Source organism: Thiospirochaeta perfilievii, from assembly GCF_008329945.1.
GTDB lineage: Bacteria > Spirochaetota > Spirochaetia > DSM-2461 > DSM-2461 > Thiospirochaeta > Thiospirochaeta perfilievii.
The window spans coordinates 742,316-768,620 of sequence record NZ_CP035807.1; the positions used below are offsets into that span (position 1 = coordinate 742,316).

24 protein-coding genes are annotated in these 26,305 nt (G+C 32.0%); 3 read left to right on the plus strand and 21 right to left on the minus strand.

From position 1 onward, the window contains the following. Window positions 1-23: 23 nt before the first annotated feature. Window positions 24-1,658 (plus strand): nucleoside kinase, encoded by a 1,635-nt coding sequence (locus EW093_RS03420; RefSeq protein WP_149567044.1) that lies wholly within the window; start codon window positions 24-26, stop codon window positions 1,656-1,658. On the opposite strand, the gene EW093_RS03425 is transcribed toward EW093_RS03420, so the two are convergent. From EW093_RS03425 to EW093_RS03525, 21 genes are all read right to left on the minus strand, one after another. Beyond that, window positions 1,648-2,688 (minus strand): hypothetical protein, encoded by a 1,041-nt coding sequence (locus EW093_RS03425; protein WP_149567045.1) that lies wholly within the window; start codon window positions 2,686-2,688, stop codon window positions 1,648-1,650. The genes EW093_RS03420 and EW093_RS03425 overlap by 11 nt on opposite strands. Next, window positions 2,681-5,419 carry a tetratricopeptide repeat protein gene (locus EW093_RS03430; protein ID WP_149567046.1) on the minus strand — a complete coding sequence of 913 codons (2,739 nt, stop codon included), beginning with the start codon at window positions 5,417-5,419 and terminating at the stop codon, window positions 2,681-2,683. The genes EW093_RS03425 and EW093_RS03430 overlap by 8 nt, the downstream gene beginning before the upstream one ends. Then, window positions 5,420-7,879 carry an ATP-dependent Clp protease ATP-binding subunit gene (locus EW093_RS03435; RefSeq protein ID WP_149567047.1) on the minus strand — a complete coding sequence of 820 codons (2,460 nt, stop codon included), beginning with the start codon at window positions 7,877-7,879 and terminating at the stop codon, window positions 5,420-5,422. Window positions 7,880-7,930: 51 nt separating this feature from the next. Beyond that, on the minus strand, window positions 7,931-9,235 hold the full coding sequence (locus EW093_RS03440) for an ABC transporter permease (RefSeq protein ID WP_149567048.1): 1,305 nt from the start codon (window positions 9,233-9,235) through the stop codon (window positions 7,931-7,933). Then, a complete protein-coding gene (locus EW093_RS03445) occupies window positions 9,232-9,909 on the minus strand; it encodes an ABC transporter ATP-binding protein (RefSeq protein ID WP_149567049.1) in 678 nt (225 codons plus the stop codon). The genes EW093_RS03440 and EW093_RS03445 overlap by 4 nt, the downstream gene beginning before the upstream one ends. Further along, window positions 9,902-11,170, minus strand: a complete 1,269-nt coding sequence (locus EW093_RS03450; protein WP_149567050.1) for an ABC transporter permease — start codon at window positions 11,168-11,170, stop codon at window positions 9,902-9,904. Before EW093_RS03450 ends, EW093_RS03445 begins: the two co-directional genes overlap by 8 nt. Then, entirely contained in the window at window positions 11,163-12,227 is a 1,065-nt protein-coding gene (locus tag EW093_RS03455; RefSeq protein WP_149567051.1) for a hypothetical protein, read from the minus strand. The genes EW093_RS03450 and EW093_RS03455 overlap by 8 nt, the downstream gene beginning before the upstream one ends. Beyond that, on the minus strand, window positions 12,227-13,093 hold the full coding sequence (gene ftsY, locus EW093_RS03460) for a signal recognition particle-docking protein FtsY (RefSeq protein WP_149567052.1): 867 nt from the start codon (window positions 13,091-13,093) through the stop codon (window positions 12,227-12,229). Before ftsY ends, EW093_RS03455 begins: the two co-directional genes overlap by 1 nt. A 10-nt stretch (window positions 13,094-13,103) precedes the next feature. Then, a complete protein-coding gene (locus EW093_RS03465) occupies window positions 13,104-13,586 on the minus strand; it encodes a PEGA domain-containing protein (RefSeq protein ID WP_149567053.1) in 483 nt (160 codons plus the stop codon). A gap of 437 nt (window positions 13,587-14,023) precedes the next feature. Continuing rightward, window positions 14,024-14,428 (minus strand): hypothetical protein, encoded by a 405-nt coding sequence (locus EW093_RS03470; RefSeq protein WP_149567054.1) that lies wholly within the window; start codon window positions 14,426-14,428, stop codon window positions 14,024-14,026. Then, entirely contained in the window at window positions 14,425-14,784 is a 360-nt protein-coding gene (locus tag EW093_RS03475) for a response regulator (protein WP_149567055.1), read from the minus strand. Before EW093_RS03475 ends, EW093_RS03470 begins: the two co-directional genes overlap by 4 nt. Next, window positions 14,781-15,879 (minus strand): peptide chain release factor 2 gene (gene prfB, locus EW093_RS03480; RefSeq protein ID WP_149567056.1). Its coding sequence is split into 2 segments (ribosomal slippage): window positions 14,781-15,809 and window positions 15,811-15,879, totalling 1,098 coding nucleotides; the frame shifts between segments, so codons are not numbered across the junction. The genes EW093_RS03475 and prfB overlap by 4 nt, the downstream gene beginning before the upstream one ends. Window positions 15,880-15,881: 2 nt before the next feature. Continuing rightward, window positions 15,882-16,172, minus strand: a complete 291-nt coding sequence (locus EW093_RS03485; RefSeq protein ID WP_149567057.1) for a CRISPR-associated protein Cas2 — start codon at window positions 16,170-16,172, stop codon at window positions 15,882-15,884. Between the two features lie 53 nt (window positions 16,173-16,225). Further along, window positions 16,226-18,232 (minus strand): alpha-amylase/4-alpha-glucanotransferase domain-containing protein, encoded by a 2,007-nt coding sequence (locus EW093_RS03490; protein ID WP_149567058.1) that lies wholly within the window; start codon window positions 18,230-18,232, stop codon window positions 16,226-16,228. 9 nt (window positions 18,233-18,241) lie between these two features. Further along, window positions 18,242-19,057, minus strand: a complete 816-nt coding sequence (locus EW093_RS03495; RefSeq protein WP_149567059.1) for an RnfABCDGE type electron transport complex subunit B — start codon at window positions 19,055-19,057, stop codon at window positions 18,242-18,244. Window positions 19,058-19,059: 2 nt separating this feature from the next. Further along, window positions 19,060-19,665, minus strand: a complete 606-nt coding sequence (locus EW093_RS03500; RefSeq protein WP_149567060.1) for an electron transport complex protein RnfA — start codon at window positions 19,663-19,665, stop codon at window positions 19,060-19,062. Continuing rightward, a complete protein-coding gene (gene rsxE, locus EW093_RS03505; protein ID WP_149567061.1) occupies window positions 19,665-20,276 on the minus strand; it encodes an electron transport complex subunit RsxE in 612 nt (203 codons plus the stop codon). The genes EW093_RS03500 and rsxE overlap by 1 nt, the downstream gene beginning before the upstream one ends. After that, a complete protein-coding gene (locus EW093_RS03510) occupies window positions 20,273-20,830 on the minus strand; it encodes an RnfABCDGE type electron transport complex subunit G (protein WP_149567062.1) in 558 nt (185 codons plus the stop codon). The genes rsxE and EW093_RS03510 overlap by 4 nt, the downstream gene beginning before the upstream one ends. After that, the gene (locus EW093_RS03515; RefSeq protein WP_149567063.1) at window positions 20,823-21,854 is read right to left on the minus strand and encodes an RnfABCDGE type electron transport complex subunit D; all 1,032 of its coding nucleotides are present in this window, start codon (window positions 21,852-21,854) and stop codon (window positions 20,823-20,825) included. The genes EW093_RS03510 and EW093_RS03515 overlap by 8 nt, the downstream gene beginning before the upstream one ends. Further along, window positions 21,854-23,182 carry an electron transport complex subunit RsxC gene (gene rsxC, locus EW093_RS03520; RefSeq protein ID WP_149567064.1) on the minus strand — a complete coding sequence of 443 codons (1,329 nt, stop codon included), beginning with the start codon at window positions 23,180-23,182 and terminating at the stop codon, window positions 21,854-21,856. Before rsxC ends, EW093_RS03515 begins: the two co-directional genes overlap by 1 nt. Before the next feature lie 8 nt (window positions 23,183-23,190). Beyond that, window positions 23,191-24,399 carry a hypothetical protein gene (locus EW093_RS03525; RefSeq protein ID WP_149567065.1) on the minus strand — a complete coding sequence of 403 codons (1,209 nt, stop codon included), beginning with the start codon at window positions 24,397-24,399 and terminating at the stop codon, window positions 23,191-23,193. Window positions 24,400-24,491: 92 nt separating this feature from the next. Here EW093_RS03525 and EW093_RS03530 point away from each other — a divergent pair, with 92 nt between their 5' ends. Together EW093_RS03530 and EW093_RS03535 are read left to right on the plus strand one after the other, a co-directional pair. Then, window positions 24,492-25,454, plus strand: coding sequence for a pseudouridine synthase (locus EW093_RS03530; protein ID WP_149567066.1), 963 nt, complete (start codon window positions 24,492-24,494; stop codon window positions 25,452-25,454). Beyond that, window positions 25,451-26,305 (plus strand): Asp23/Gls24 family envelope stress response protein, encoded by an 855-nt coding sequence (locus EW093_RS03535; RefSeq protein WP_149567067.1) that lies wholly within the window; start codon window positions 25,451-25,453, stop codon window positions 26,303-26,305. The genes EW093_RS03530 and EW093_RS03535 overlap by 4 nt, the downstream gene beginning before the upstream one ends.

A 26,305-nucleotide genomic window follows, 5' to 3' on the forward strand; every position in this document is an offset into this window, starting at 1 on the left:
ATGCTTATAGTAGAGGTTACAATATGAATAAGATTAATTTAACAATAGATAAAAAAAATTATGAAGTAGATCAGTATTCTAATTTAATAACTATTTTAGAAGATAAAAGTATAATTGCCGCATCGGCAAATAATAAAATAATATCTCTACACCACGAGTTAAAGTCAAACTGTAATATAGAACCAATCTATATAGATACTATTCCTGGATCTAGAGCATACAGACAGACACTATGTTTTATTTTATCCATGGCAGCAAAGGAAGTTCTACCTAATAAGAAGTTAATTATTGGCCACTCTCTAGGTCACGCATTTTACTACTACTTTCTTGACGAAATAGTAACAGAGGATGAACTAATTCTTTTAGAAAATAGAATGCACGAGATTGTAGAAGAGGATAGACCTATAAAGGAGAACTACATCTCATGGGTTGAAGCTGTTAACTATTTCAAATCTATTCACCAGTACGATACAGCCCAGCTTTTAGAGTATAGAACAGAGGATGACCTTAAAATTGTTGATTGTCTAGGGTTTAAAGAGATATATCACATGCCCTTAGCTCCATCTACCGGGTATATTAAGACCTTTGATTTAGTTAATAAGGGTAACGGGTTTTTACTTCACTTCCCCCACTCATTAAACCCTAAAAAACTAACACCGGTAGAGGATATGCCAGTTATTTTTGGTATATTTCAAGACTATAAAAAATGGGTTAAAATCCAAGAAGTTCACTGTGTAGGTAAATTAAACGAGTTATCATTAACAAAGAGTATTAGGCACTTTATTAAGTTATCCGAAACAGAACATGATAGACAAATTGTTAACATTGCATCAAAAATACAAAAAAATATCGATAGTGTAAAGGCAATTTTAATAGCAGGTCCATCCTCTTCAGGGAAGACTACATTTTCAAAAAAATTAGCCCTTGCATTGGAGATAAATGGTATAAAACCAATTAATATCTCCCTTGATGACTACTATCTTCCCCATGATAAGGTACCAGTAGATGAGTTTGGTGAGAAGGATCTAGAAACTGTTCATGCTCTTAATATACCCCTTCTTAATCAGAATCTGATTGATCTACTCGCAGGGAAAGAGACATATATTCCAATAAATGACTTTACTAAAGGGATACAGATATTAGAGGGTAGGAAGCTAAAATTAGAAGAAAATAATGTCCTAATTATTGAGGGTATACACGCATTAAATGATGAACTAACAGATAAAGTACCCAAATCATCAAAGTTTAAAATTTATATTTCAGCCCTTACAGGACTTAATCTTGATGATAACAATAGGATCTCTTCAACAGATAATAGATTATTAAGGCGTATGGTTAGGGATTATAACTTTCGAAGATATAGTGCAGATAATACATTTAATATTTGGCCTAGTGTTAATAGGGGTGAAAAGAAATATATATTCCCATTTCAAGGAAGTGCAGATTGTGTTTTTAATTCAGCCCTACCCTATGAGATAGCAGTACTAAAAATATATGCAGAACCTCTGCTTAGAACTATTAGGCCAGATAATGCAAACTATAATGAAGCTGTTAGAATACTTAATCTATTATCCAATTTTACCCCAATACCTGAGGATTTAGTACCATCAGATTCACTTATTAGAGAGTTTATAGGAAAGAGTTATTTTAAATATTAAAACCACGTAATCTATAGGATTGCACAGAGAGGACAATAATAAAAAAGAAAAATGCAACAGCCATTGAGATTAATATTAGTTGTAGAAACGACTCTTTGGTTTTGCTTTTTTCTAATTTGTCCAAAAGTACCTCTTGATTAAATCCTAGTCTTTGAATTTTCTTATTTTGTAAAAGTATAAAATTTGAATACTTCTCTTGTAAGGCGATTAGGTCTTCTTGTACTATGGATAAATTTTTATAATCACCAACTTTTTTATATTTTTGACAAAGTGACTTAAGAACCTCTATCTCTAAAGGGTCCTTATTAATAAACTTACTTACTAAGTAGGCCTCTTTTAAGTAGTTTGTACTATTTGTAATCTCTCCTAATGCTAAAAGGGATTGGACTCCATAAGGACTCATCTCAAACTCTGAAGATTTTAAAAAGTAAGAGAGGGATTTTTGTAAATCGATATCCTTATAATACTCACCAAAAAAATTATATACCATAGCTAAGATTTCATCGTTCTCTAAACTTTTACTTAAGTTTAATATTTGTTCAAACTTATTCAAATCTATCTCTATACCTAACTCGAAATTAAGTTTAAAACGTAAAATTGAAAAATATACAACTTCTCTATCATCAAGTGATGCAACAAGTTCTTCTATAGTTAATAGAGTGTCTAATTCTTCATACATATCATATTTAAGAAATGTTTCTGCAATAAATAGTATAAATAGGTTGTTATCCAACTTTATGTTACCCTCTTTTATAATGTTAAATCCCTCTTTAACAGTATCAATAAGTAAAAATTTTTCATTTAATATATCTAAGGCTCTAGCTTTAATATAAAGAGAGTATAGGTACTCCTTTTTATCACTATTATTATTAATATAGATACTCTTATCAGCAAAATAGAGGGCGTTTGATGGATCTAAGTCAAGGGAGTTAAAAGCTCTTGTATTAAAAGCACTTATTTCCTTCTCTATTGAAAAGAGAGGACAAAGAGATAATAAAAATATCAGAAGAATAACGGCTTTACTATTCACTAATGCTCCTGCTATACCAGGTTGTATCCTTATATTCTGTAGCTAGTATGTTCATAATTTTGTCCTTTAAAACTAGATCCTCAATTTTCCCACTTAAAATAAGGCCTTTATATAAGGCATAGGAAGCCTCTTCCTTAAAGTCAGAATAGTTTATATAGAGATTTAGATAAAGATCTATAGCCTCTTTTTCTTCTCCATACTCCTCTAAAATTTGTGCTTCTAACATTATTGCATCTATTTTAACCAAGTCTTCTGTTAAGCTACTTGATAAAAGGGTTGTAATATTTATTTCAGCCTCTTTAAAATTATTATCTTTAAAAAGATAATAAGATTTAAGATATATCAATCTATCAATTTCATCTCTACTATCAGATAGCTGAATTAGGTTATTGATAACTTCAATGGAACTATCCCCATAAAAGCCTTGGTTTATTATTTCTGTATAAATAGGGATAACTAAACTCTTATCTATATTTTTATCTTCTAATAAATTCTTTACATAGAGTGTTAATCTTGGATCTAACTGTTCTTTTAAGATTGTTACAATCTGTTTAACACTCTCTAAAAAATATATGTCTTTATCATAGATGGAATCAATTAGTAAATTTAGAGATTCTATGATATTTTCTGATAAGGAGTAAGCTTCTGCTAATCTAAATCTAGCTTTATACCAGTTTTTATCCCTATCAAAAATATTTAAAGCCTCTTTATATACATCTATAGAACTAATAATGTTTCCACCATATAGTCTATTATCCCCCTCATTCATCATAACACTACCTGGGAGTTCAGACTCTCTATATTTATTATAGAAATCTTTAACTAATATAAATGCATCCTTATCTCTAGATAATTTAAATAGAATCTCAACCGATTTATAATATGAACTCTCGATATATTCACTTTCTAGATCAACTAATAAAAGATACTCTTCTAAAGCTTCCTCTAATAAATTCATGTTACTATAACAGTTAGCAGAGTTAAAAATGTAGATATCCTTATGACTTGTATTTCTAAGTTTTGTATATATATCTAGAGCTTCTTTATACTCAGTTAAGTAGTAATAACACCAAGCTAAGTTCTCCATTGAACCTATATAGAGAGACTGCTTATTAATTGAGGTATTAAAATATTTTATCCCATCTACGTAGTTAAAATTATCCTTTTCTATTAAACCTAAATAAAAAGAGACCTCTTCTTTATAACTATTATCACTATTTAGAAGCTCAAGGAAACCACTCTTACCCTTAGCTAGTTCTCCAATTTGGTAATAAGCTATACTTTTTGAGTATAATCCATCAATATACTCCCTATCTGTCAACTTAAGCTTATCAAAATACTCTATAGACCTTATAAACTCACCCTTAGAGTAGTAGATCCAACCTAACTTATAAACAATATTACTGTAGTATGGGGAACCTATATAGTATCCCTTAGAGAGATATTTGATACTCTCTTCTAATCTGTTATCCTCTAATAAAAGTTCACCATAAGTTAGTGAATAGGTTGTTACAGTAGGATATAATTCTGTTAAATATTCTAAAAAAAGCTCAAGGTTTTTAAAATCTTTATTCTCTTGAAGGTAGTTAATATATCTATTATTACCATCTAGAGCTAACTCGCCCTTTGTAAACATATCATTTAGTTTATGAATATAAGATAGAACATCATTACCACTTATTAAACCTGCTAAAACTGTAAAATATAGTGATGACTCTTGGGTTTCTACTCTACTAAAATATCTAAAGGAGTTTTCATAATCTTTTAAGTTATAATATATGCTACCTATTCTATGGTTATTCTCATCAATATCCTTAGGGTCAGATAAAACGCTATTTAAACTGATGTAGATATTAACAGCTTCCATACTCTTATTCTCTGACATTAATAGATCACCTAACATTAATAAAACATCTTCGGTAGGTGAATAACTATCAATAAACTCCCTTAGGTATTTGATACTTTCACCCTTTTTCCCTAGTTTATTGGATATTGTGGCTAATCTTCTAATAATTTTTTGATCACTTTTAAGATAGTTAAGTAGTAGATATGTTCTCTCTGCATTACTCCACTCTTCTAAAAGAAAGTAGGAGTTTGCAACTATAGACAGGCTCTCATTGTAGAACTTAGAGTCAGGATAGTCTAATAAAATAGTATTTAGTACATTTATAGTACTATTTAAATTCCCCTGTTCTAAATATAGTGTTCCTAATCTATAAATTGCTTCCTCCCTATATCTAGACTCAGCATCAGGGTTGTTAATTAGTCTTTTAAAACTATTTATAGCATCATCAATTTCATTTAACTTTATATGGGATAGAGATTTAAATAAAAGAGAGATGTTTTTATATTGGGAATCTATATTTGAACTTAGTTCAAAAAATTTAGTAGCATCCTTATAATCCTTAAGATAATAATAATCTAAACCCATCCAATAATAACCAGCTTCTACATATTTCGAATTTGGAAACTGGTTAATAATTCCATTAAAAAAAGTTATAGAATCACTATACTGTTTTATATGATAGGAAGAGATTCCGCTTAGATAGAGGGACTCTACCCTTTTATCCATATCTTCAGTGGATAGATACTGGTTCAAATTTTCTAGAGCGATAGAGTACAAACCTACAGAAAATGCTTTTTTACCTGCCTGATATAACTGGAGGCTATTAACTGCTGATATTGATAGTCCACATACAAACAGTGACAACAGTAATAGATATTTTTTCACTTATCCTCCATAGTTAAATACTAAATTTTCCTCCTTCAATTCTACAGAAACATGTGCCCCTTGATCAAGCTTACCTAGTAATATTTCCAAAGCTAAGGGATCTTCTAATTGATTAAGTATAATTCTCCTAATTGGTCTTGCGCCATAACTCTTATCATAGTGTTTTTCATCTAATAAAAAAAGTTTTGCACTGCTTGTTATATCAAGGGAGATATCCATAGCCTTAAGCCTATCAACAAGCTCTTTTAAGCTTATATCTAAAATTTGTTTTAAGTTTTCATGGTTAAGAGCCTTAAAAACAATAGTCTCATCAATTCTGTTTAAGAACTCAGGTCGAAAAATCCTTTTAAGCTCACCTAAAGCTGATGATTTAATTGATTTTTGATCCTGTTCTCCACTTTGGGAAACAAAACCAAACTTATTAACATTTACAATATCCCTAGCTCCAGCGTTACTAGTCATAATTACAACACAGTTTTTAAATGAGATAGTTCGACCACTACTATCTTGTAACTCACCCTCTTCTAGGATTTGTAAAAGAAGATTAAAAACATCAGCATGGGCTTTCTCTATCTCATCAAGAAGAATAACACTATAGGGTTTCCTTCTTATTTTATCTGTTAAAAATCCTCCCTCCTCATAACCCACATAGCCAGGAGGTGCTCCAACTAACCTTGAAACGTTATGTTTTTCCATATAGTCAGACATATCTACCCTAATTAGTGACTTCTCATCTCCAAATAGAAAGGTTGCTAGAGTTTTAGCTAGTAGTGTCTTCCCTACTCCTGTTGGTCCTAAAAAAATAAAGGAACCAAGGGGTCTATTAGGGCTAGATATACCTGCACGGGCTCTTCTAACAGAAGCTGTTATTGCATTTACAGCCTCATCCTGTCCAACTACCCTCTCTTTTAAGTAGCTATCCAACTCTAATAGTTTAACCTTCTCATCTGTAGCAAACTTAATTGATGGGATACCTGTTATCCTAGATATTAGATCATAAATATCATCCTGGGTAACTTCACTAACCTGGTTAACTAAACTACTCTGCCAAGAACTTTTAAGTTCATCAATCTCCTGCCTAATAGATATAACTTCATCCCTTATCCTAGCTGCTTTTTCATAGTTCTGATTCTTAACTAATAGGGATTTCTCTTTTACTAACTCATCCACCCGAAACTCTAGGGAGAGTAGTTCCTCAGGCTGTTTAGTAACCTGAAGAGATTTTACAGCCCCTGCCTCATCTATTAAATCTATTGTCTTATCTGGCTGAAACTTATCGGTTATATACCGATCTGCTAGGGAGACTGCGCTAACTAATGCTGCATCACTATATTTTACATTATGATGACTCTCATATTTTGATATTACCCCACGAATGATTGCTACACTGTTTTCAAAGTTTGGTTCTTCAACATAGACCTGCTGAAATCTTCGATCTAAAGCTGTATCTTTTTCAATGTGTTTCTTATACTCATCTAGGGTTGTAGCACCTATACAACGAATCTCTCCCCTAGAGAGGGATGGCTTTAATATAGTGGATGCATCTATTGCCCCTTCGGCTCCTCCAGCTCCAACAATAGAGTGTAGTTCATCTATAAATAGTATAATATCCCCACTCTTTACAATCTCTTTAATTAATTTTTTAAATCGTCCTTCAAACTCTCCCCTATATTTAGTACCAGCAATCATAGAAGCGATATCTAGGGTTAATATTTTTTTATTTAAAAACTTATGTGGTACCTCACCATTCACAATCCTTGAGGCTAACCCCTCAATAATTGCAGTTTTACCTACCCCCGGTTCACCTATTAAAACAGGATTGTTCTTATTTCTCCTTGATAAAATTCTTACAATTCTCTCAATCTCAAACTCCCTTCCTAATACAGGGTCTATTAAACCATTTTTTGCTCTTTGGGTTAGATCTATACAAAAATCCTTTAGACTAGAGGATTTTTCAACTTCTGTTACTGTTGTGGTATCCTTAAATATGGAGCTAGTAAAACCAGATAATCTCTCCTTTTTTTTATTTAATTCAAAAATTACTCTTCTTAAAATATCAAGATTTAGTTTAATTGAAGTGATATACTTATTAGCCTGACTTCCAACCTCTGTAATAGCGGCAAAGAGTATATGCTCGGTTCCTACTAAGTCCCTATTGAAATTTCTAGCCTCTTTTGTAGCAGACTCTAGTAACCATTTAGTTCTTCTAGATTGGGGGATCTCCCCAGCGATAAAAACATCTTTGTCATCTTTCTTAATAGAGTCTAGAATTTCACTCTTCATATCATCTATATCAACACTCATTGCAGATAGGGCCTTGTATGCTAGACACTCAACATCATCTATTAGTCCAAGTATTACATGTTCTGGCTCAATCTTAACAGAGTTATTATCTTTTCCAATTTTTTGTACAGTTACTGAAATAATTTTTTGAAACTCTGGAGTAAAACCTCTTATCATAATTATCTCCTTAATTTAATTTTAGGATATAATTAAAAAAAATAAAATAAATTAATATTTTTGCATAATTTTTAGTGGCTTTATCAATCCTGCCTTTCTTGCTGGTAAGAAAGAGGCTACGGCTGTAGTTGTAATAGAGAAAAATGTCATTAATAGAAGTTTTAAATAGTCTAGATCCACAGGAATATCATCAAGATAGTACTCGGAATCTAATAATATAAACTTTTTATCACTCTCAATATTTAGTATAAAGTTAACAAATCTTAAACCATAGTTTAATAAGCTTTCAAACATGTCAATAAGTTGATTTATATTAAGGGAGATAAAAATTCCAATTACAACCCCTAAAATTGTACCTAAAACACCTATAATTATTCCAGTTAAAAGATATGAACCCATTACCTCATTAGGAGATAGCCCCATCCCCTTAAGAATAGCTATATCTCTTCTCTTCTCTAAAACAAGCATAATTAGGGATGATGATATATTTATTGCTGCCACAATAACAATTAGCCCCATAATTAATGCTAAAACCATTTTTGTAGTCTTAAAATTCTCATAGGTATTTCTATTTAACTGTTCCCATTTACGGATTATCCAACCACTGGGAATACTGCTTTTAATTTGTGAATATAGTTCATCTAAATTATTATATGGTTCTAAACATTTAACTCCAATAAAAGTATCAGAACTCTTATTTGGTAGAATTTTCTTTGCAAGATCCAGGGTTGTAAATAACCATAGTTTATCTAAATCTTCATACCCAGTTTTAACAATACCAACAACTTTTAATCTAGTTATTTTTGGAAGAACTCTATTATTGCTTAAAACCTTACCAGTTATAACCCTAATATCTTCACCAACTTTAACATTGAGTTTTCTAGCTAGAAAGCTACTAATCACAGTAGTGTCATCACTTAAGTTATCAAAAGAGCCATCCTGGACAGTAATATATTTATTAAACCCCTTATCACTTTTAAGAGCAATAGGATCTATCCCCCTAATATATATTCCAGTTTTAATATTGTTAACAACACCAACGGCTGCTCCTGTTCTCTCTATCTCTGAGGATATTATCCCTGGGACTTTATTTAACTCATTCCTAGTTTTATTATACTCATCAAAGTCTATAATATCCGCCGGCTGCCTTGAGTAGACTCTAAAGTGGTAACTAGAAGTTTCAATATATCTACTTGTAATCCCCTGTATCATACCATCTGCAACCATTACTACAACTACCAATGGAAGCATTGCTATAGTTACAACTAGAATTGTATGAACTACAACCCCCTTAATTCCATGTTTTTTAGGTTTAAATGGCCGTAACCCTAGGTAAAAAATAGTTTTTAGACTCATTGATTAACAAACCTTCCACTTTTAATTGAGTAATGGAAATTTCCCTTACTCTTTATTGTTGCGTCATGGGTTACTAGAATTAAAGATTTATTATAATCCTCTACTAGTTTAAAAAGTAAATTCTGTATTAATCCTGAATTCATCTCATCAAGGTTACCTGTAGGTTCATCTGCTAAGATAATTTTAGGTCTATTGGCAAGAGCCCTAGCTATAGCTACTCTCTGTCTCTCCCCACCTGATAATTGGGATGGGTAGTGTTTCTTTCTATCATATAAACCAACATCATTAATTAGTTTTAAAGCGTGTTCTTTAGCTATTTTTTTACTCTCACCATTTATTAATAGGGGTAACATTAAATTTTCTAGCGCAGAAAAGTCCTTTAAAAGGTAGTGAAACTGAAATATAAACCCTACTGACTTCTTTCTATAACTTGTAAGTTTTTCCTCACCCATATCTGTTATGTTTAAGCCACAACTATTTATACTACCAGATGTTACAGAGTCTAAACCTCCAATTATATTTAGTAGTGTACTCTTACCACACCCACTCTCACCTGTAATAATAAGAGATTCCCCTTTTTTTAGATCAAAGGAGATCTCCTGAAGAACCTCTAAACTCTCACCCTCAGACTTATATATCTTATTTACATTTCTAACTTCTAATAAACTACTCATTTCTAATTACCTCTCCAGGTCTAATCTCTGAAATTCTCTTTGATGCAGCATAGGCTGCTATTATGGATGTACCAACAGCAGATAAGTATACTAGGATTGACTCATTTAAATAGACTTCTACCGGAACTGTATTTAAGTAGAAAAATTGGGGACCATAAAATGATATAGAGCCTCCATTTGTAAATGAAAATACAAAATTTACTATATTTTCAAGAATTTCAAATATGTAGTTAATATTATTTACTATCCATAAACCTAGGAATACCCCTAGGGTAGCTCCAACAAAACCAATAAAAAAACTCTCTAAAATAAAAATTACCCTTATATCAAAGGATGTTGCACCTAATGTTTTTAAAACAGAAATCTCCTCAAACCTCATGTAAACCGATCTTCTTAGGGAGTTATAAATATTAATACCTACAACTAAAAATATAAGACCAATTAAAATTGTCATTAGATCCTTTTCATTTTTTAATGCGTTGTAATAACTTGTATTATAATCCTTCCATGACTTTATAGTATAGTTATCCAAAACTTCAGGAATACCTGAAAGAGTATTTACAAGGGATTGATATCTATTTCTATTCTCAATTTTAAATTTATACATAAATTCATTTTCAGAGATGAAATATCTTTCTGCACTCTCATTAGAGATAAATACAAGGCGTTCATCATACTCAATACTACCTGATCTAAAAATTCCACTAATGGTATACTCAATCTCCTTAGGACTGAATTTAGTCTCCTTTGATCCAAATGCAATTAAATTGATCTTATCACCAATTGATAGATGTCTACTATATGCTAAAGATTTACCAATAATAATAGAATTGTCACTATTAATATTAAAACTACCACTATGTATTTTTACCCAACTCTTAAAGGATTCATCAATTTTATAGATATTTTGAGGAAGAGAGTTTACCTGTAAGCCGATAATCTCACTGTCCCTACCATCTGAAGCTGCAGTTACAAACTCAGAACTCTTATAAAAACTCTTTACATTTTTAAGGTTGGTTAACAGGTTTATGTTAATAGATGAGTTATTTGAAATAGGTTCTAACGCTACGTGGCCGGATCCAATCTCAACTCTTTTATCAATGTTACTCCCTTGAAAACCATTCATTACCCCAATTACTGTAATCATAGTCATTACACCAGAGAGTATCCCAATAACAGATAAGAAAGTTGATGTATCTCCCTTCTCCTTTCTCTTTGTCTTTAGATGACGCAAAGATGTAAATATAATCCAATTATTCACTTAATTTCTCACTTTTAAATAGTTCTCCATTTAAGAACAGGTCCCTTTTTATTTTCTCACCCTTTTCATAGTACTCTTTAAGATAGATAACCCCACTCTTATACTCTTCTGTGGTATAACTACTGTTATTAAGATAAATACTCTTCTTATTTATAACATTGTTAACAAGATAATCTGTCTGTTTTATATTCCCATCCATATCTCTTTGATATATATATTCCTCTTTTTTTCCATGGCCACTAATCACTTCAGATATTAAATATGAGTTTTTATACTTAAACGTTGTTCTCTTACTTAAAATATCATCATAAAATTCCCTCTGTTCAGTAAGTTCTCCACTTAAATTATACTGGGAATCAGTTTTTTTACTACCTGTAATCTCTACAGTATTTAATAGAAGGTTATCCTTATTATAGTTAAATACCTTATTTGAATAAATCTGATCATTGATATATATTGATATTTTTGAAAATGTACCATTTATATTATATATACTCCTAGTGGATTTATCCCCTTCAATTAACCATGATTCTAAAATATACCCATCTTTATAAAACCAGTGGATATAGTAACCTTCAACTGTAGATCTCTCTATTTTTCTTAAGCTCCCATCCTTATTATAGAAGTAGCTCTCTACATATCTTTCATCTTCATTAGAGTCTAGACGCTTAGTATAAATTAATTGACCCCTATCATCATATAAGAAATTATTACTGTATTGTAAAATGTTTTTAGTATAAAACTCCTCCCTATCGATGCCAGAGTCATTATATATTTCAATGGTTTTATTAATTCCATCAAAAATTCTTCTTCTCTCTAGCATTAGAAAGTTACTTGTATACTCTTCTTCTGTTTTTTTAAGTAATTTTTTAGACTGATAAAAATTTAATGTCTTTGTCCAGTTAAGATCATCAACAATCTCTTCAATGTGGTACTCTCCCACACTGCTATCATCTATTGGCTCTAATGTCATTCCAGACTTGTTAGAGTTATATATTAGACTTTCTGGAAAAAGAGAAATAGATATTGTAAAAAAGATAATTAGAAAAAGTCTCATTAAACTCCTATTAACTCTTTTATATACTCTACCTTATTAAAGGGTTTAATATCATCTAATCCCTCCCCTGTACCAATAAAATAGAAGGGTATATTTAGCCTATTACATATTGCAGGGATTATCCCTCCCTTAGCACTTGAGTCATACTTTGTTAAAACTACACCATCAATCTTGACAGCTTCATTAAACTGTAGAGCTTGATTTAGACCATTTTGTCCAGTAGTACAATCAACTACTAATATTTTTTTATAATTTGCCTTATCAACAGCGTTTAAAACAATTTTATTTATTTTTTCCAGCTCCTTAATAAGGTTAGTTTTATTATGCATACGACCTGCTGTATCAGCTAATATTAGCTCTTCTCCCTTAGATTTAGCTGACTTTACAGTATCAAAGATAACCGCTCCTGGGTCAGCACCATGTTGCTGTGAAACAACTCTGCAATTGGTTCTCTCTCCATGGATTTTTAACTGATCAATAGCTGCGGCTCTAAAGGTATCACCTGCACTTAAAACAATATCCTTTACACTCTCTTTAGTCTTAAAATAATGGGCTAAACGGCCTATAGTAGTTGTTTTACCAACACCGTTTACCCCGAGAAAAAGGAAAAGATTTAGTTCCCCAGGTTTAACCTTTAAACTGTCCTCGATAACATAGTCACTTAAAATATTTCTAAGTTCTCCCTTTAATCCATCAAGGTTTTTTATACTCTTTTTTTTACACGATTCCCTTAGCTTATCAGAGATCTCCATTGAAAGCAGAGCTCCTAAATCAGATTCTACTAAAAGATCCTCCATGTTTTCAAAAAATTCTTCATCTATTTTTGCACTAAATATACTCTTAAGTCTCTGTCCAAAACTCTTCATACTAACTCCTTTATTCAACACTTAATTCTGCTGCTTTTAAATATCTAAATAGATCGATAAAAAGATTTATCCCCCAAAAAAATGCATTTCCAATTGATATATTATATACAGAACTATTTATATTATCACCCTGTGTCCCTAAAAATAGTGGTATGGCTAAAGAGAAAGAGAAAATAGCTGTATTCCTATAAAAGCGGTTCTTTTTAAGTATATAGTTGCTCTCTTTGTCTACTACTCCAGCTTTTAATTTAATTGTGCGGCTTATACTCTTTTGATCAATGATTAAAGATTTATCTAGATACCCATCTAAGGAGATAGTTAACTTCTGGGCAAAAGAGTATTTAGGAATATCTAAAGGGGTTGTCCCCATATACCTTGAACCGTAATAGATAGAAGCACCACTAGGTAGAGTATCTAAATTAATAAAATCACTCTCTAGGGGTTTTAATTCAAATTTCATGGTTCTACTTAAATTATTATCCCCACTTGTCATAATTTGGGTTTCATATCCCTCTTTTGAAAGTTTAATATCAAATTTATTGCCATTTAAGATGTAGCCGTTGTAGTGACCTAAGCCTTTAAACTTATTATTAATGTATATTAGGGTATCACTAGGTTCAACCTCTATTTTATACTCAACAATATTAGGAGAGATAACATACTTAATAAGCTGCTCTAATATCTCTTTTCTATAACCTAAAATCTCCTCACTACTACCTATCCCCGACCATATATTAATTGGGTTATTATTATATCTTGAGTATAACTTAATATCTAAAAGTAGATTATCCCCTAACTCCTCTAATATACCAGTTATATAATAATCAATCTCAGACTTTTCTAGGTAGTACTCTAATTCAATCTCCTTTTTAAAAGAAAACTTGTTATCTTTTGTAGGCGAGTAGAGTATTGGTAGGGATTTGATAGGTTCTAATTTTCCAATATCCAGGCTTTGGTTTTTTTAATATCAACCCTAAGTTTTTCAATATCTTCAACTAATTTATTATACTTTTTTTCATCTCTTTTAGTTTCAAAAAAGAGTTTATCTTTACTAATATATTTTAAACTTAACTCCTGCTGTAGTTCAGTTATTCTATTTCTAACAATCATTTTGTGTACTTCTTTAGACTCAACATCATCTAAAAAGTGGTACAATTCAGTATCTATATTATCCCTAAAATATGTTGGAATAATATTTAATAGAATCTTATTACTAAGGGACAAATTTTTGCCTTCTAAAGCTCCCCACTCTACACTCCAGGATTTTTTTACACTCTCATCAGCATTTATTATAAATATAACTTGAACCAGTAGAATAAGAAGATATTTTTTCAAAGTATAGCTTTCTCTAAGGCTGATAATATTCGCTCTTTTCTAAAGGGTTTAACAACAAAATCCTTTGCTCCAAGGGAAATTGCATTAACAATATTCTCCTGATCTCCTAGAGAAGAACACATAATAATTATTGCCTCTTTATTAATTTTCTTAATCCGCTTTAATGTCTCAATCCCATCTAAAACGGGCATATTAATATCTAATAAAACAACATCAGGTTTTACAGCCTTATACATAGCTAGAGCTTGGGCTCCATCAGAGGCCTCCCCAACAACACCAAAATCACCTGCAATGAGTATATCCTTAATAACGGACCTTATAAATGGAATATCATCTACTATTAAAACTCGTCTCATAGTCCTGCATTAAACCTCAAATAACTCTCTATAAATGGATCAAGATCCCCATCCATGACTCCGTTAATGTTTGAAGTCTCGTGTCTTGTTCTTAAATCCTTAACCATTCTATAGGGCTGAAATACATAACTACGTATTTGACTACCCCAACCTATATCATGCTTTTCTGCAGAGTTTTCAGCATTTTTAGCATCTTGTATCTGTTTATAATACTCATAAAGTCTAGATTTTAATACCTTCATTGCTAGTTCTCTATTCTTTAATTGACTTCTTTCATTTTGACATTGTACAACAATTCCCGACTCAAAATGAGTTAATCTTACTGCACTGGAAGTTTTATTAACATGCTGACCACCTGCCCCTGATGCCCTATAGGTATCGACTCTAATGTCATCAGGTTTTATATCCACAGTTATACTGTCATCTATTACAGGGGATACATATACAGAGGCAAAAGATGTATGTCTTCTTGCATTTGAATCAAAGGGAGATATTCGGACTAAACGATGAACACCTGTCTCTCCTTTTAACATCCCAAAGGCGTAATCCCCTTTAACCTCAAGGGATACGGATTTAATACCACCTTCTGCATCCTGCATCTCTATTATTGAGTATGTAAAGTTACTTTTTTCTATCCAACGAAAGTACATTCTATACAACATGTTTGCCCAATCACAGGCTTCAGTTCCCCCTGCTCCAGAGTGAATTGTAATATAGGCACCTGCGGGGTCTGCCTCATCCCCCATTAATTCTAGAACTGTTAACTTCTCATAGGTAGCATTTAGTTGGGATAGAGAACTCTCTATCTCTTCAAAATAGGATTCTTCACCCTCTTCTATGGCAAGCTCATACAAACCTTTAAGATCATCCATAACATGAACTAACTCTTCCCATGGCTCATATAACCCTTTAAGTTGATTCATCTTGGACATCTTAGACTCTGCCTGTTCCCTATCATTCCAGAAATCCGGAGCACCAGAGAGTAGTTCTATCTCCTTAACTTCCTTTTTTATAGTTGTAGCGTCAAAGACGCCTCCATGAGTCTTGGATTTTATTATATAAACTTTTTATTTGTGGATTTAAATCTTCTAACATATTTATCCCTTAATTATTGATTTATCTAGTATTATTTTCTTTTTCCATCTCTTTTCATGTAGATAGGAAATAACTAATTTATGATCTAATGGGTACTGATATAGTCTAACTTTATCAAAGGCGTCACAGTGTCTATCAATCTCTAATTTTAATTTAGAGACACTATTATCACCAATTGAGTTCATCTCGTAGGTATCTGTTTGAACCCTATTAAATCCATACTGCATTAATATGGAATCAACAACCTTTCTACTATTATCGCTATTAAAATCACAAACTATTGATACATACATAAATACAATCTATTTTAAAAAGTAGTACTATGTCAAACATTAATATTAAAAAACTAACTAAGAGATAGATTAATTGCTAAAGTCCACACCTTGTTAGGCCCGATTTTAATATCCCACTGGGGTAGAAATGTCGTAAACTGGTAAAGATCTAATAACTCACCATCCTTCATTGATTTTGAATATTGGGGTATCGACCAAAATTTTGATGTTTCATTGGAAAATGATAAATTTACTGTTACATTATCACTCTTATCTTCTATTATAAGATTATTAATATTTTTTGTTTTTGTTATTTTATCTAATAAAAAATACTCTTTATCAGATGATAGTGAAGGAATCTCTTTTTTTTCTATACCACTTAAGGAAAGATTAAATTCTGGGGAGAATGTAGTCTCAAGGGGAAGTTCATCATGGTTTTCAATATTGTAAGTTAAAACTAACCCCTTTTTATTAAAAAGATATTTTTTTTGTATAGATACATTGTGTTTAGACCCAGAACAGTTTACTAATCCCTTAGCTAATAAAACAATATATTTACTCTCCCTATTTAAACTATCATAGTCGTAAACACCATCAATAAAATTTCCTAATTCATTATACTCGTTCTTAAGAAAATTCTCTGGAGTAATACTCGATTCTAAAAAATGATCATGGAACATTTTTCTAGGATAACTATCATACCCATATGGGTTATTATCATCTGTATGATAGGACTCTTCTACCCGTTGTACTGTTGATAGTAGGTTTAGATTACTCTTAAAAAAATCAAGCTCAAAAATAATACCACCGTTAGCTGAGATATAAGAGTTATAATTATCACCCTGATATAGGGCCTCTTTTTTTCCATCTAAATTAATATCTATATGGCTTATTCCAGCTTTAAAAATACCCTTCTCTCTTGTGCTAAGTTCAGCCTCTAGTAGAAACTTATAAGTTCGAGATCTTAATTTTTTATCGTATATTCCAAGATGGGAACCGTGCCAGTAGACGTAGTGAGACTGGGTTCTCCACAGCTCTTCCCTTGCGGTTTTCTTTCTAGAACGATCACCCTTTATCTGGTTTACAAGAAGACTTATATATGTCATTTTTGAATATATTAGAGAGGAGTCATAGTATCTAGCTATAAACTGCTTAAAAAAACCACTATTTATCCAGTGGGATACATCCCCTAGGGCTCCTAAGTGTCTTGTTAACCGATTTAACTCTTTTTGAGATATTAAAGGTAGAGGTTTATTTCTCATACCATTTATTGAATATTGGGGAAAATAGACCCTATCTAAACTACCTTGAATCTGTTTTACATACTTCCCTGTATTAATCGTATCTATCCAACTACTATTCTCTTCTAAAAGTGAGTTAAACTCTTCTAACCAACTCTTGATCCCTTTTGAATCTAACTCTAGGCTGTTTAGATACTCCCCTTTGAACAAAATTGTAAAAACACCATCTAAATGGGAATTCTCCTGTAAATAATCAATTAGTTCCTGGGGATTACTTCTTAGATACATATTTGTTAGTTTTGAGTTAATAGGAATAACTGTAATTATCTTTCCTTGATCCTCAGTTATAACAGGCCTACACAACTTTTCATCTAAAATACCACTTGCTTTAAACTGGTTATCATCTAAAAATATATATTCAAAACCACAAGTTTTAAGACTTGAAACCAGGGATGAGTCCCAAACATTTTCTGCAAGAAAACATCCCCTAGGTTTTTTACTAAAATTCTTTCTTATATAAGTTGTAAGTTTCTCCATTTGACCAACACGGTCAGTAATTGGAAGCAGGGTTTGAGCTGGATCGTAATATCCACCACTTAACATTTCCACCTGTTTAGAATTTACCATCTCTTGTACTACAGATAAAAATTCAGGATGAGAATTTTCGATCCACTCAAGAAGTGCCCCATTATAATAAAGTGATAACTTTATACTAGGGCTATTATAAAGGGTAGTGAGAAAAGTCTTATAAGCCCTTTGATAAAACTCTTCAACTACAGAGTTCTCTTCTTCAGGAGGTTGACTATTATATATACCTAAAATTAACTTAACTTTCCCCATTCCCTTTTATTAAATGTTCCCTTTCTTTTCTTTGTATGGATGTATAATACATTTAACCGGACAAGCTTTTTCAACTTCTGTACGGTCACTATCAATGGTATAATCAACACTGGATAGATTTTTGTCAACTACAAAACCAGCTTCTGGGAATTTTCTTACACAAATCGAACATGCAATACAACCTACAGAACATTTTGACTTAACAGCTTTTCCCTTCTCCTGAGAAGAACATGCTACAATATAGTCAGCTGAGTATGGGATCATTTTTATAACGTTTGTTGGACAAATATCAACACATTTTTCACATCCAACACACTTATTCTTATCTACCCAAATTAAATTCTCTTCATCTCTGTAAATTGCATCAACAGGACAAACAGCCATACAGCTACCATCACCTAAACAACCAAATTTACATAGTTTATCACCACTATAAAGCTGATATTTAGCGTTACAATCACCGATACCATCATATTTAAATTGATCCTTGGAAGTACCTTGACCACCTCTACAGTGAACCTGGGCAACCATTCTTTTTACACCATCTGTCTTTACACCTAGCTGAGCTGAAATTTTATCTAATAAATCAGGCCCACCTGGAGTACATTTATTAATCGCTTCACCACTATTAATAACTGCATTTGCATATCCTGAACAACCAGAATAACCACACGCTCCACAATTATACTGAGGTAATATTTCTTCTAAATTCTTTACTCTTAAATCTTCTTCAACCTTTAATTTATCAGATGCTAAGGATAATACTGCTCCTAAAATCCCACCGATAAAACCAATTGAAACAATTGCAATTAGTATATTTAACATATCTACCCTACCAAATTCATTAACAACGCTTTATCAAAAGCCATAAATGCCATAGCCATTAAACCTGCAGAAATAAAGGCTATTGGAACACCTCTAAAACCCTTAGGAACCCACTCAATCTCTAGCTGTTCTCTTATTGCTGACATAAGTAAAATAGCAACAAGAAATCCTATCCCCGCCGAAAACCCAGCTAAGACACTGTTAAAAAGTGATAACTTTTCAACTTCAACAACCAATAAAGCGATACCCATTACAGCACAGTTTGTTGTTATTAGTGGAAGATATATACCTAAAGCTCTATAAAGTGCAGGTGAGTTCTTTTTTACAAACATCTCTACAAACTGAACTAAAGAGGCTATTACTAAAATAAATAGTATTATCTTTAAATACTCTAAACCTGCAGGAACTAATAACCAGTTATACAACATCCATGTAAACATTGTTGCTAATGTCATTACAAAAGTTACCGCAAAACCCATACCAACAGCAGATTCACTATTTTTTGAAACACCAATAAAAGGACATAAGCCTAAAAATTGAGTCAATATTACATTACTTACAAGAACGTAAGCAACAACTATACCAATAATATCTGTCAAAACTTCCATTATTTATTCCCCTTACTAATTCCATCAAATAGAGCCTTAAAATAACCCATAACTATAAGAGCTCCAGCAGGAAATGCAAAAACTCTAATTGGATTTTCATTAAGAGCACCTAACTTAATACGAACTAAGGTTTCACCCTGTTCAAAAAGTGTAATTTGACCCGATCCAAGAACTTCCCTTACAAAAGCTATTGCAATCAATGCAATTGTAAAACCAATACCCATACCTAAACCGTCTAAAACAGAGTCTAATGGTTTGTTCTTACTTGCAAAAGCTTCGGCTCTACCTAAAATAACACAGTTTACTACAATAAGAGGGATAAAAATTCCTAAACTTGCAGCTAATGAGGGTAAATAAGCCTTCATTAGTAACTCTACAATTGTAACAAATGCAGCTATAACAACTATATAAGCTGGAATATGAACCTCATCTGGGATGAAATTACGTAAAAGAGATATAATTAAATTAGAACATACTAATACAAAAATAACACCAAAACCCATACCAATAGCGTTCCAAACCATAGATGTAACAGCTAGGGCTGGACATAGACCAAGGGCTATAGCAAAAACAGGATTTTCTTTAAAAATACCTTTTGTTAAAATTTTCATTTAAGTCCTCCCTTTACAAAGTCACTACCATTTTTCAGAGCACTAGAAACACCCATAAATGTTATAGTTGCTCCAGAGACAGTATCAACCTCTTCCTCAACTTGGTAACTAAATAGGGGAATTGGATTATCACGACCACCACGACCAATAAACTTTCTCATATAGTCAGGTTTTTCTGCTTTTTTACCAAAACCAGGAGTCTCTGAGTTCTCCATTAAAACAGAACCGATTAAACTACCGTCTAATTTATAAGAAGCCATAACAGTCATCATTCCACCGTAACCCTTAGCCTTTAAGTATAGTATATAACCAATAGTTTCAATATCTTTTTCAATTAAATAGTAGGATGAAACAGTGCTGTTATCTTGAACAATCACCTCTTTATTTGGATCAGCGTAACCACTTTCAACTAGATCACTAAGAGCCTTAGCCTTAGCTTCATCTTCAAGTTTTTTAATCTCAGGAGCTGTAAATGCATTAACTACACCTAAAGCAAAAGCTGCTGCAGCGCAAATTACAAGTAATTTTAGAGCCATATTTAAAGTTTTATTCATTTTCAAGCTCCTTTTTATTATGTCCAAAAAGACGTGGTTTAGAGTATCTATTTATGATAGGAACAATAATATTCATAACTATAATTGCAAGGGAAACACCCTCTGGATTAGCACCATATACCCTAAAAAGGAAGGTTAAAAATCCACAACCAATACCATATATAATCATACCCTTTGCAGAGATTGGAGATGTTACCATATCAGTAGCCATGAAAAAGACACCTAATATTAAACCTCCAGATAGTAGATGAAATAGAATATCTCCTGTAAATAGACCATTACCAAATCTAGTTCCATCAAATATCCAGATAAATACAGTAAATGTTAATAGATATGAGGCAAAGATTTCCCATCTTATTATTTTTTTAATTATCAGATATATTGCACCTACTAATAATAAAAGGGCAGAAACTTCACCTATAGACCCACCAATTTTACCTAAAAACAGATCAAAATAACTAATACTGTTATCCCTTACTTCATTTAGTAGTGATAGTGGATTATTAGCACTGCCTGAGTAACCTAAAAGTCCAGATTTAACAGCGCCTAAGGGAGTTGCCCCTGTAACACCATCAAGCATTGGAACTTCCCACACAGTCATATGCTTAGTCCAAGAGAAAAATACAAATACCCTTCCACCTAGAGCTGGATTCATCCAGTTATTACCTAAACCACCAAATGCTCCTTTTACAATAAATATTGCAAAAAACGAAGCACCTAAAGGAACATAGATCCAGGCTAAACCTGGCATTTGAGGAGGCATATTTAATCCAATTAAAAGTCCTGTTAAAAATGCACTACCATCCCACAAGGATGATTTATTATAAATTTTATTTAATATAAATTCAGCAAACGTTGCTGAAACAATTGAAACTAATACAATCCATAGGGAGGAGAGCCCAAACATAGCAACACCCCAAACTAAGGCCGGGATTAGTGCCAATGAAACACTCCACATTACCGTTAGTGTAGAGTCACCATTATGAAACTGGGGACTCGACGTTATAACTAATTTATCCTTCACTACTTAGCTCCCTTACTTCTTCTTACGATTGATTTACCAGATCTAAACTGTTGCACTAAAAATAGATGGGCAGGACAATTGTAGGCACAGGAGCCGCACTCTACACAATCGTTTAACCCCTCATCCAATGCTTCATCATATTTATTATGGTCAATAAGTTTATATAATTTTGATGGTAATAACCCCATAGGACAACCATCGACACATCTTCCACACTTTAAACAGTTAGTAGTTTTAGCAGCATTAACCTCTTTTTTAGTTAAAGCAAGAATCCCCGATGTTCCCTTTGTAATAGGCACATCTAGATCAAAAACAGTGAAACCCATCATCGGACCACCAAAAATAACCTTTGATGGCTCTTCAATTAACCCACCACACTCTTCTATTAAAGATTTTGCAGTTGAACCAACTCGAACTCTATATACACCAGGTTTTTTAACTGCTCCACCAGCTATAGTAACAAAACGTTCAACTAGTGGTCTATTTAAACATACTGCCTCATAAATAGCATAAACTGTAGAAACATTAAGATTAATTACTCCAACAGATAGGGGTAATTTACCACTTGGAATTTCCTTACCAATTATTGCTCTAACTAAATTCTTCTCAGCTCCCTGGGGATACTTATTTTTTAATAATACAACACTTGCATCTAGGGACTCTTCTTTAAAAGTATTAGTTAATAACTCCCCTGCATCTTTTTTATTTACTTCCATTCCCACATATATATTTTTTGGGTCTAGAATTTTCTTTAAGATTTTAAGTCCAGTTGTTATCTCTTTACTATATTCAAGCATTAATACATGGTCACTAGAGAGATAGGGTTCACACTCTGCAGCGTTTATTATTAAATGCTCAAGTTCCACACCCTCTGGAAGGGTTAATTTAACATGAGTTGGAAATGTTGCTCCACCTAATCCAACTATACCTTGTCTTTTTATTATGTCAACTAATTCACTTTTATCTAATCCTTCCCAGGAACTTACTTCTAAGGGTTTACCTAACCTGGTAAATTCACCCTTTGTTTCTATAACAACTGCAGGACTAACTCGTCCACTTGGAAGATAGACATCTTTTATCTCTATAACTTCCCCGGGTATTGGTGTATGGATATTTGCCGAAACAAAACCAACAGATTCACCAATAAGATCTTCTTCTTTTACAATGTCTCCTACTTTAACAACGCATTTTGCAGGAGCACCAATGTGTTGAGATAGAGGTATAATAGCAATAGATGGAATTGTTGCATTTAAATCATCCTTACTATACATTGAATTTTTTCTATGTGGAGGATGTATCCCCCCTTTTGGAAAACTCTTTAACTTCATAAAACAACCTAATATTTTAGTTTTTTATCTCTGCCTTTCTTAAAAAAGAAAGATGAAAAGAACATACATATGGCTAATATACCTACATACGTATACTCTTTACTATTAGTATACAGAGAAAGAAGGGAATTTAATTCCAGTTTAAAAGGCCTACCGTAATCTTTATAAAATCTACCTAGGGCTGTTGTATCACAATATGATAGAAATTCACTTAAATAATCATCATCATAGGTAAATACAACCTTCTCATTTCTGGAAAGATAATAATCTTCTCTTTTGAACTCATCTATTGTAACAGAATTTCCATATGTTGGGAATAAATATTTGTCACCATATAAAAAGCTTTTTTGGTAAGCATAGTGGGTAAAATAATTACTTATGTTTGGAGTCGATTCATCAAAACTATTTTCTAGGTTTTCATACCCAAACCCTGTCTCTTCAAGGGGTATAGGAGTATAAAGAGTATTAGATAAGTCTATAAATATTGGGAAAAAACTAGGTAAAATAAAGAGAATTGTTCCAAGAAGGACTCTAATAATACCTATATTATTTCTTTTTATATATCTATTACTAAAGGATATAGACTCAACTATCATTATTATTAAAAAGTAACCAATAAAAAAAACAGAATACTTATATAGGGAGGATGCATCCATATATAGATAAGCAATTACACCGGATAAAATAGAGATAATGACTCTTGTTCTACACCCAAAACCAAATAGAAGTAATAGTAAAATGAAGCTTAAATAGTTTAAGACTACCCTCATAAATAGAGGATCTCCAACCTTATATGGTATTGCATTTTGCTCAAAGGCTTTATATATATTATAAATTGAAAAGATATTTGTCCTATCTAGTTTTACATACATGATCGGTTTATTATCATCTTTTGTTCTAAACAATGAGTTTAAATTTGATATATAGGGAGTATTCCTATAATCATTCTTATCTAATAAAGAGGATATATCTTTTAATCCCCTCTCTTCTAAATCAATATAGTTATTTATTCCAATAGAGATACCGTCTTCGTAAATTATTCCATTAAAGCCTAATTTACCTAGAGTATCTAAGGCCTTAACAACATCCTCATCCCTATCTAAGATAATTGGAGTATAACTCCCCCAATTGTGATTATTTATTTTTCTATTAAAAAATAAAATTGAGACGATTACAAACAGTATAACTAGTAATATTTTAAAGAGTGTTTTGATCATAGGTTAGTTTCATGTATTGGGTCGCCATTTGTCAATAGTTTATTTAGAAAAGGTGGTTGACCAATTAGCAGTGTAATAAGTATGTTTTTAAGGTGAATAAAGATAAATATGAATACTTTACAATTGCTGAGAATGACTCAGACAAACGTATAGATAGTGTTATAAGAAGATTCTTGCCACTAATGCCTCTTAAAAACATATTCAAAAGCATTAGATCAGGGGACATAAGGGTCAATAATTTAAAAGTAAAACAGAATCACAAACTTAAGATTGGAGACACTATAGCAATATACAAACCCTATCTACAGCAAAAAAAGACTGATACTAAAAATGTCGTAAAAGAAATCGATAAAGATAGAGTAATTTATGAGAATAGAGATATTTTAATTTATAATAAACCTAGAGGAGTATTAGTCCACGGCGAGAAGAATAGCCTGGATTTCCAAATTAGAAACTACCTAAAGGATAAAGTAGAAGAGAGTCTATCATTTTCCCCAGGTCCACTACATAGATTAGACAGAAATACCCAGGGATTAATAGCCTTTAGTGTATCTCTTAATGGTGCAAGGGAGTTTACTAACCTATTAAAAAACGGAGGTATAAGAAAATTCTATATTGCAGTTGTTGATGGTATACATAGTAAAAAAGAGGTATGGAAAGACTCTATAAGCAGAAACGAGATGGAAAATAAGAGTTATGTAACTAGTGAGGGGAAAATTTCAGAGACAATATTCAAACCAATTTTTTCAAAGGATAACTACACTATAGCTCTATTGGAGATAAAAACAGGACGGACCCACCAAATAAGAGTACAGTGTTCAGCCCACAATAAACCACTTACAGGTGATATTAAATACAATAAAAATACAAAATATAAAAAATACTATTTAAGTGCTATTTCATTATCATTTGTTAAAAAAAGTGATATTATTGATATAAATAATATAAGTATGCCTTTTTCCAAAATTTCAGATAGTTTAATTTCAAACTTATTTACTAGTCTAGAAATTAAAAATATTGATATGCTTATACAGAAGGAGCTAGAAAGAGTATGAATATTTTAAAATCTTTTAAATGGCGCCTTAAAGGTGTAAAAGTTTATGCGTTAGTAGGTAGAAGTGGGACAGGAAAAAGTTTCAGAGCCGGATTAGTTGCAAAAAAAAATCAAATAGAGCTAATGATAGACGATGGTTTATTAATTCATAACGAAAAGATAATTGCTGGAAAGTCAGCAAAAAAAGAAGACGCTTATATGGGAGCTATAAAAACAGCACTATTTGATAATCCCACCCATAAAGAAGAGGTAAAATCTAAATTACAAAGCACCAAGTTTAAAAAAATACTATTAATTGGAACATCAAATAAGATGGTTGCTAAAATAGCACAGAGGTTAGAACTCCCGGAAATTTCAACATATGTACAAATAGAGGATGTAGCAAGTAAAGAGGAGATAGAGACTGCAATAAACTCAAGAACAAGGGAGGGTAAACATGTTATACCAGTTCCTTCAATTGAAGTTAAAAGGGATTATGCCCACATTTTTTACGACTCTATAAAAGTCTTCTTCTCTAGAAAAAAAACTAAAAACTTTGTGGAAAAGTCAGTAGTTAGACCTATGTTTAATAAGAGAGAAAAAGGGGCTGTAACTATATCAGAGGCTGCTTTAAGCCAAATGGTACTACACTGTGTAGATGAACATAGTGGAAATGTTAAGGTAAAAAAAATAACTGTCTCCCAAAATCAAGCAGGTTTTAATATTGGTATTTTTGTTAATGTCTCCTTTGGAGAGCAACTATCTGGAAATTTCCACTCGTTACAAAAATATATTACAGAGAGCATAGAGAGATTAACTGGTATTATTATTAATCAGGTTGATATAACAATAGATCAAGTTTCCCATAAATAG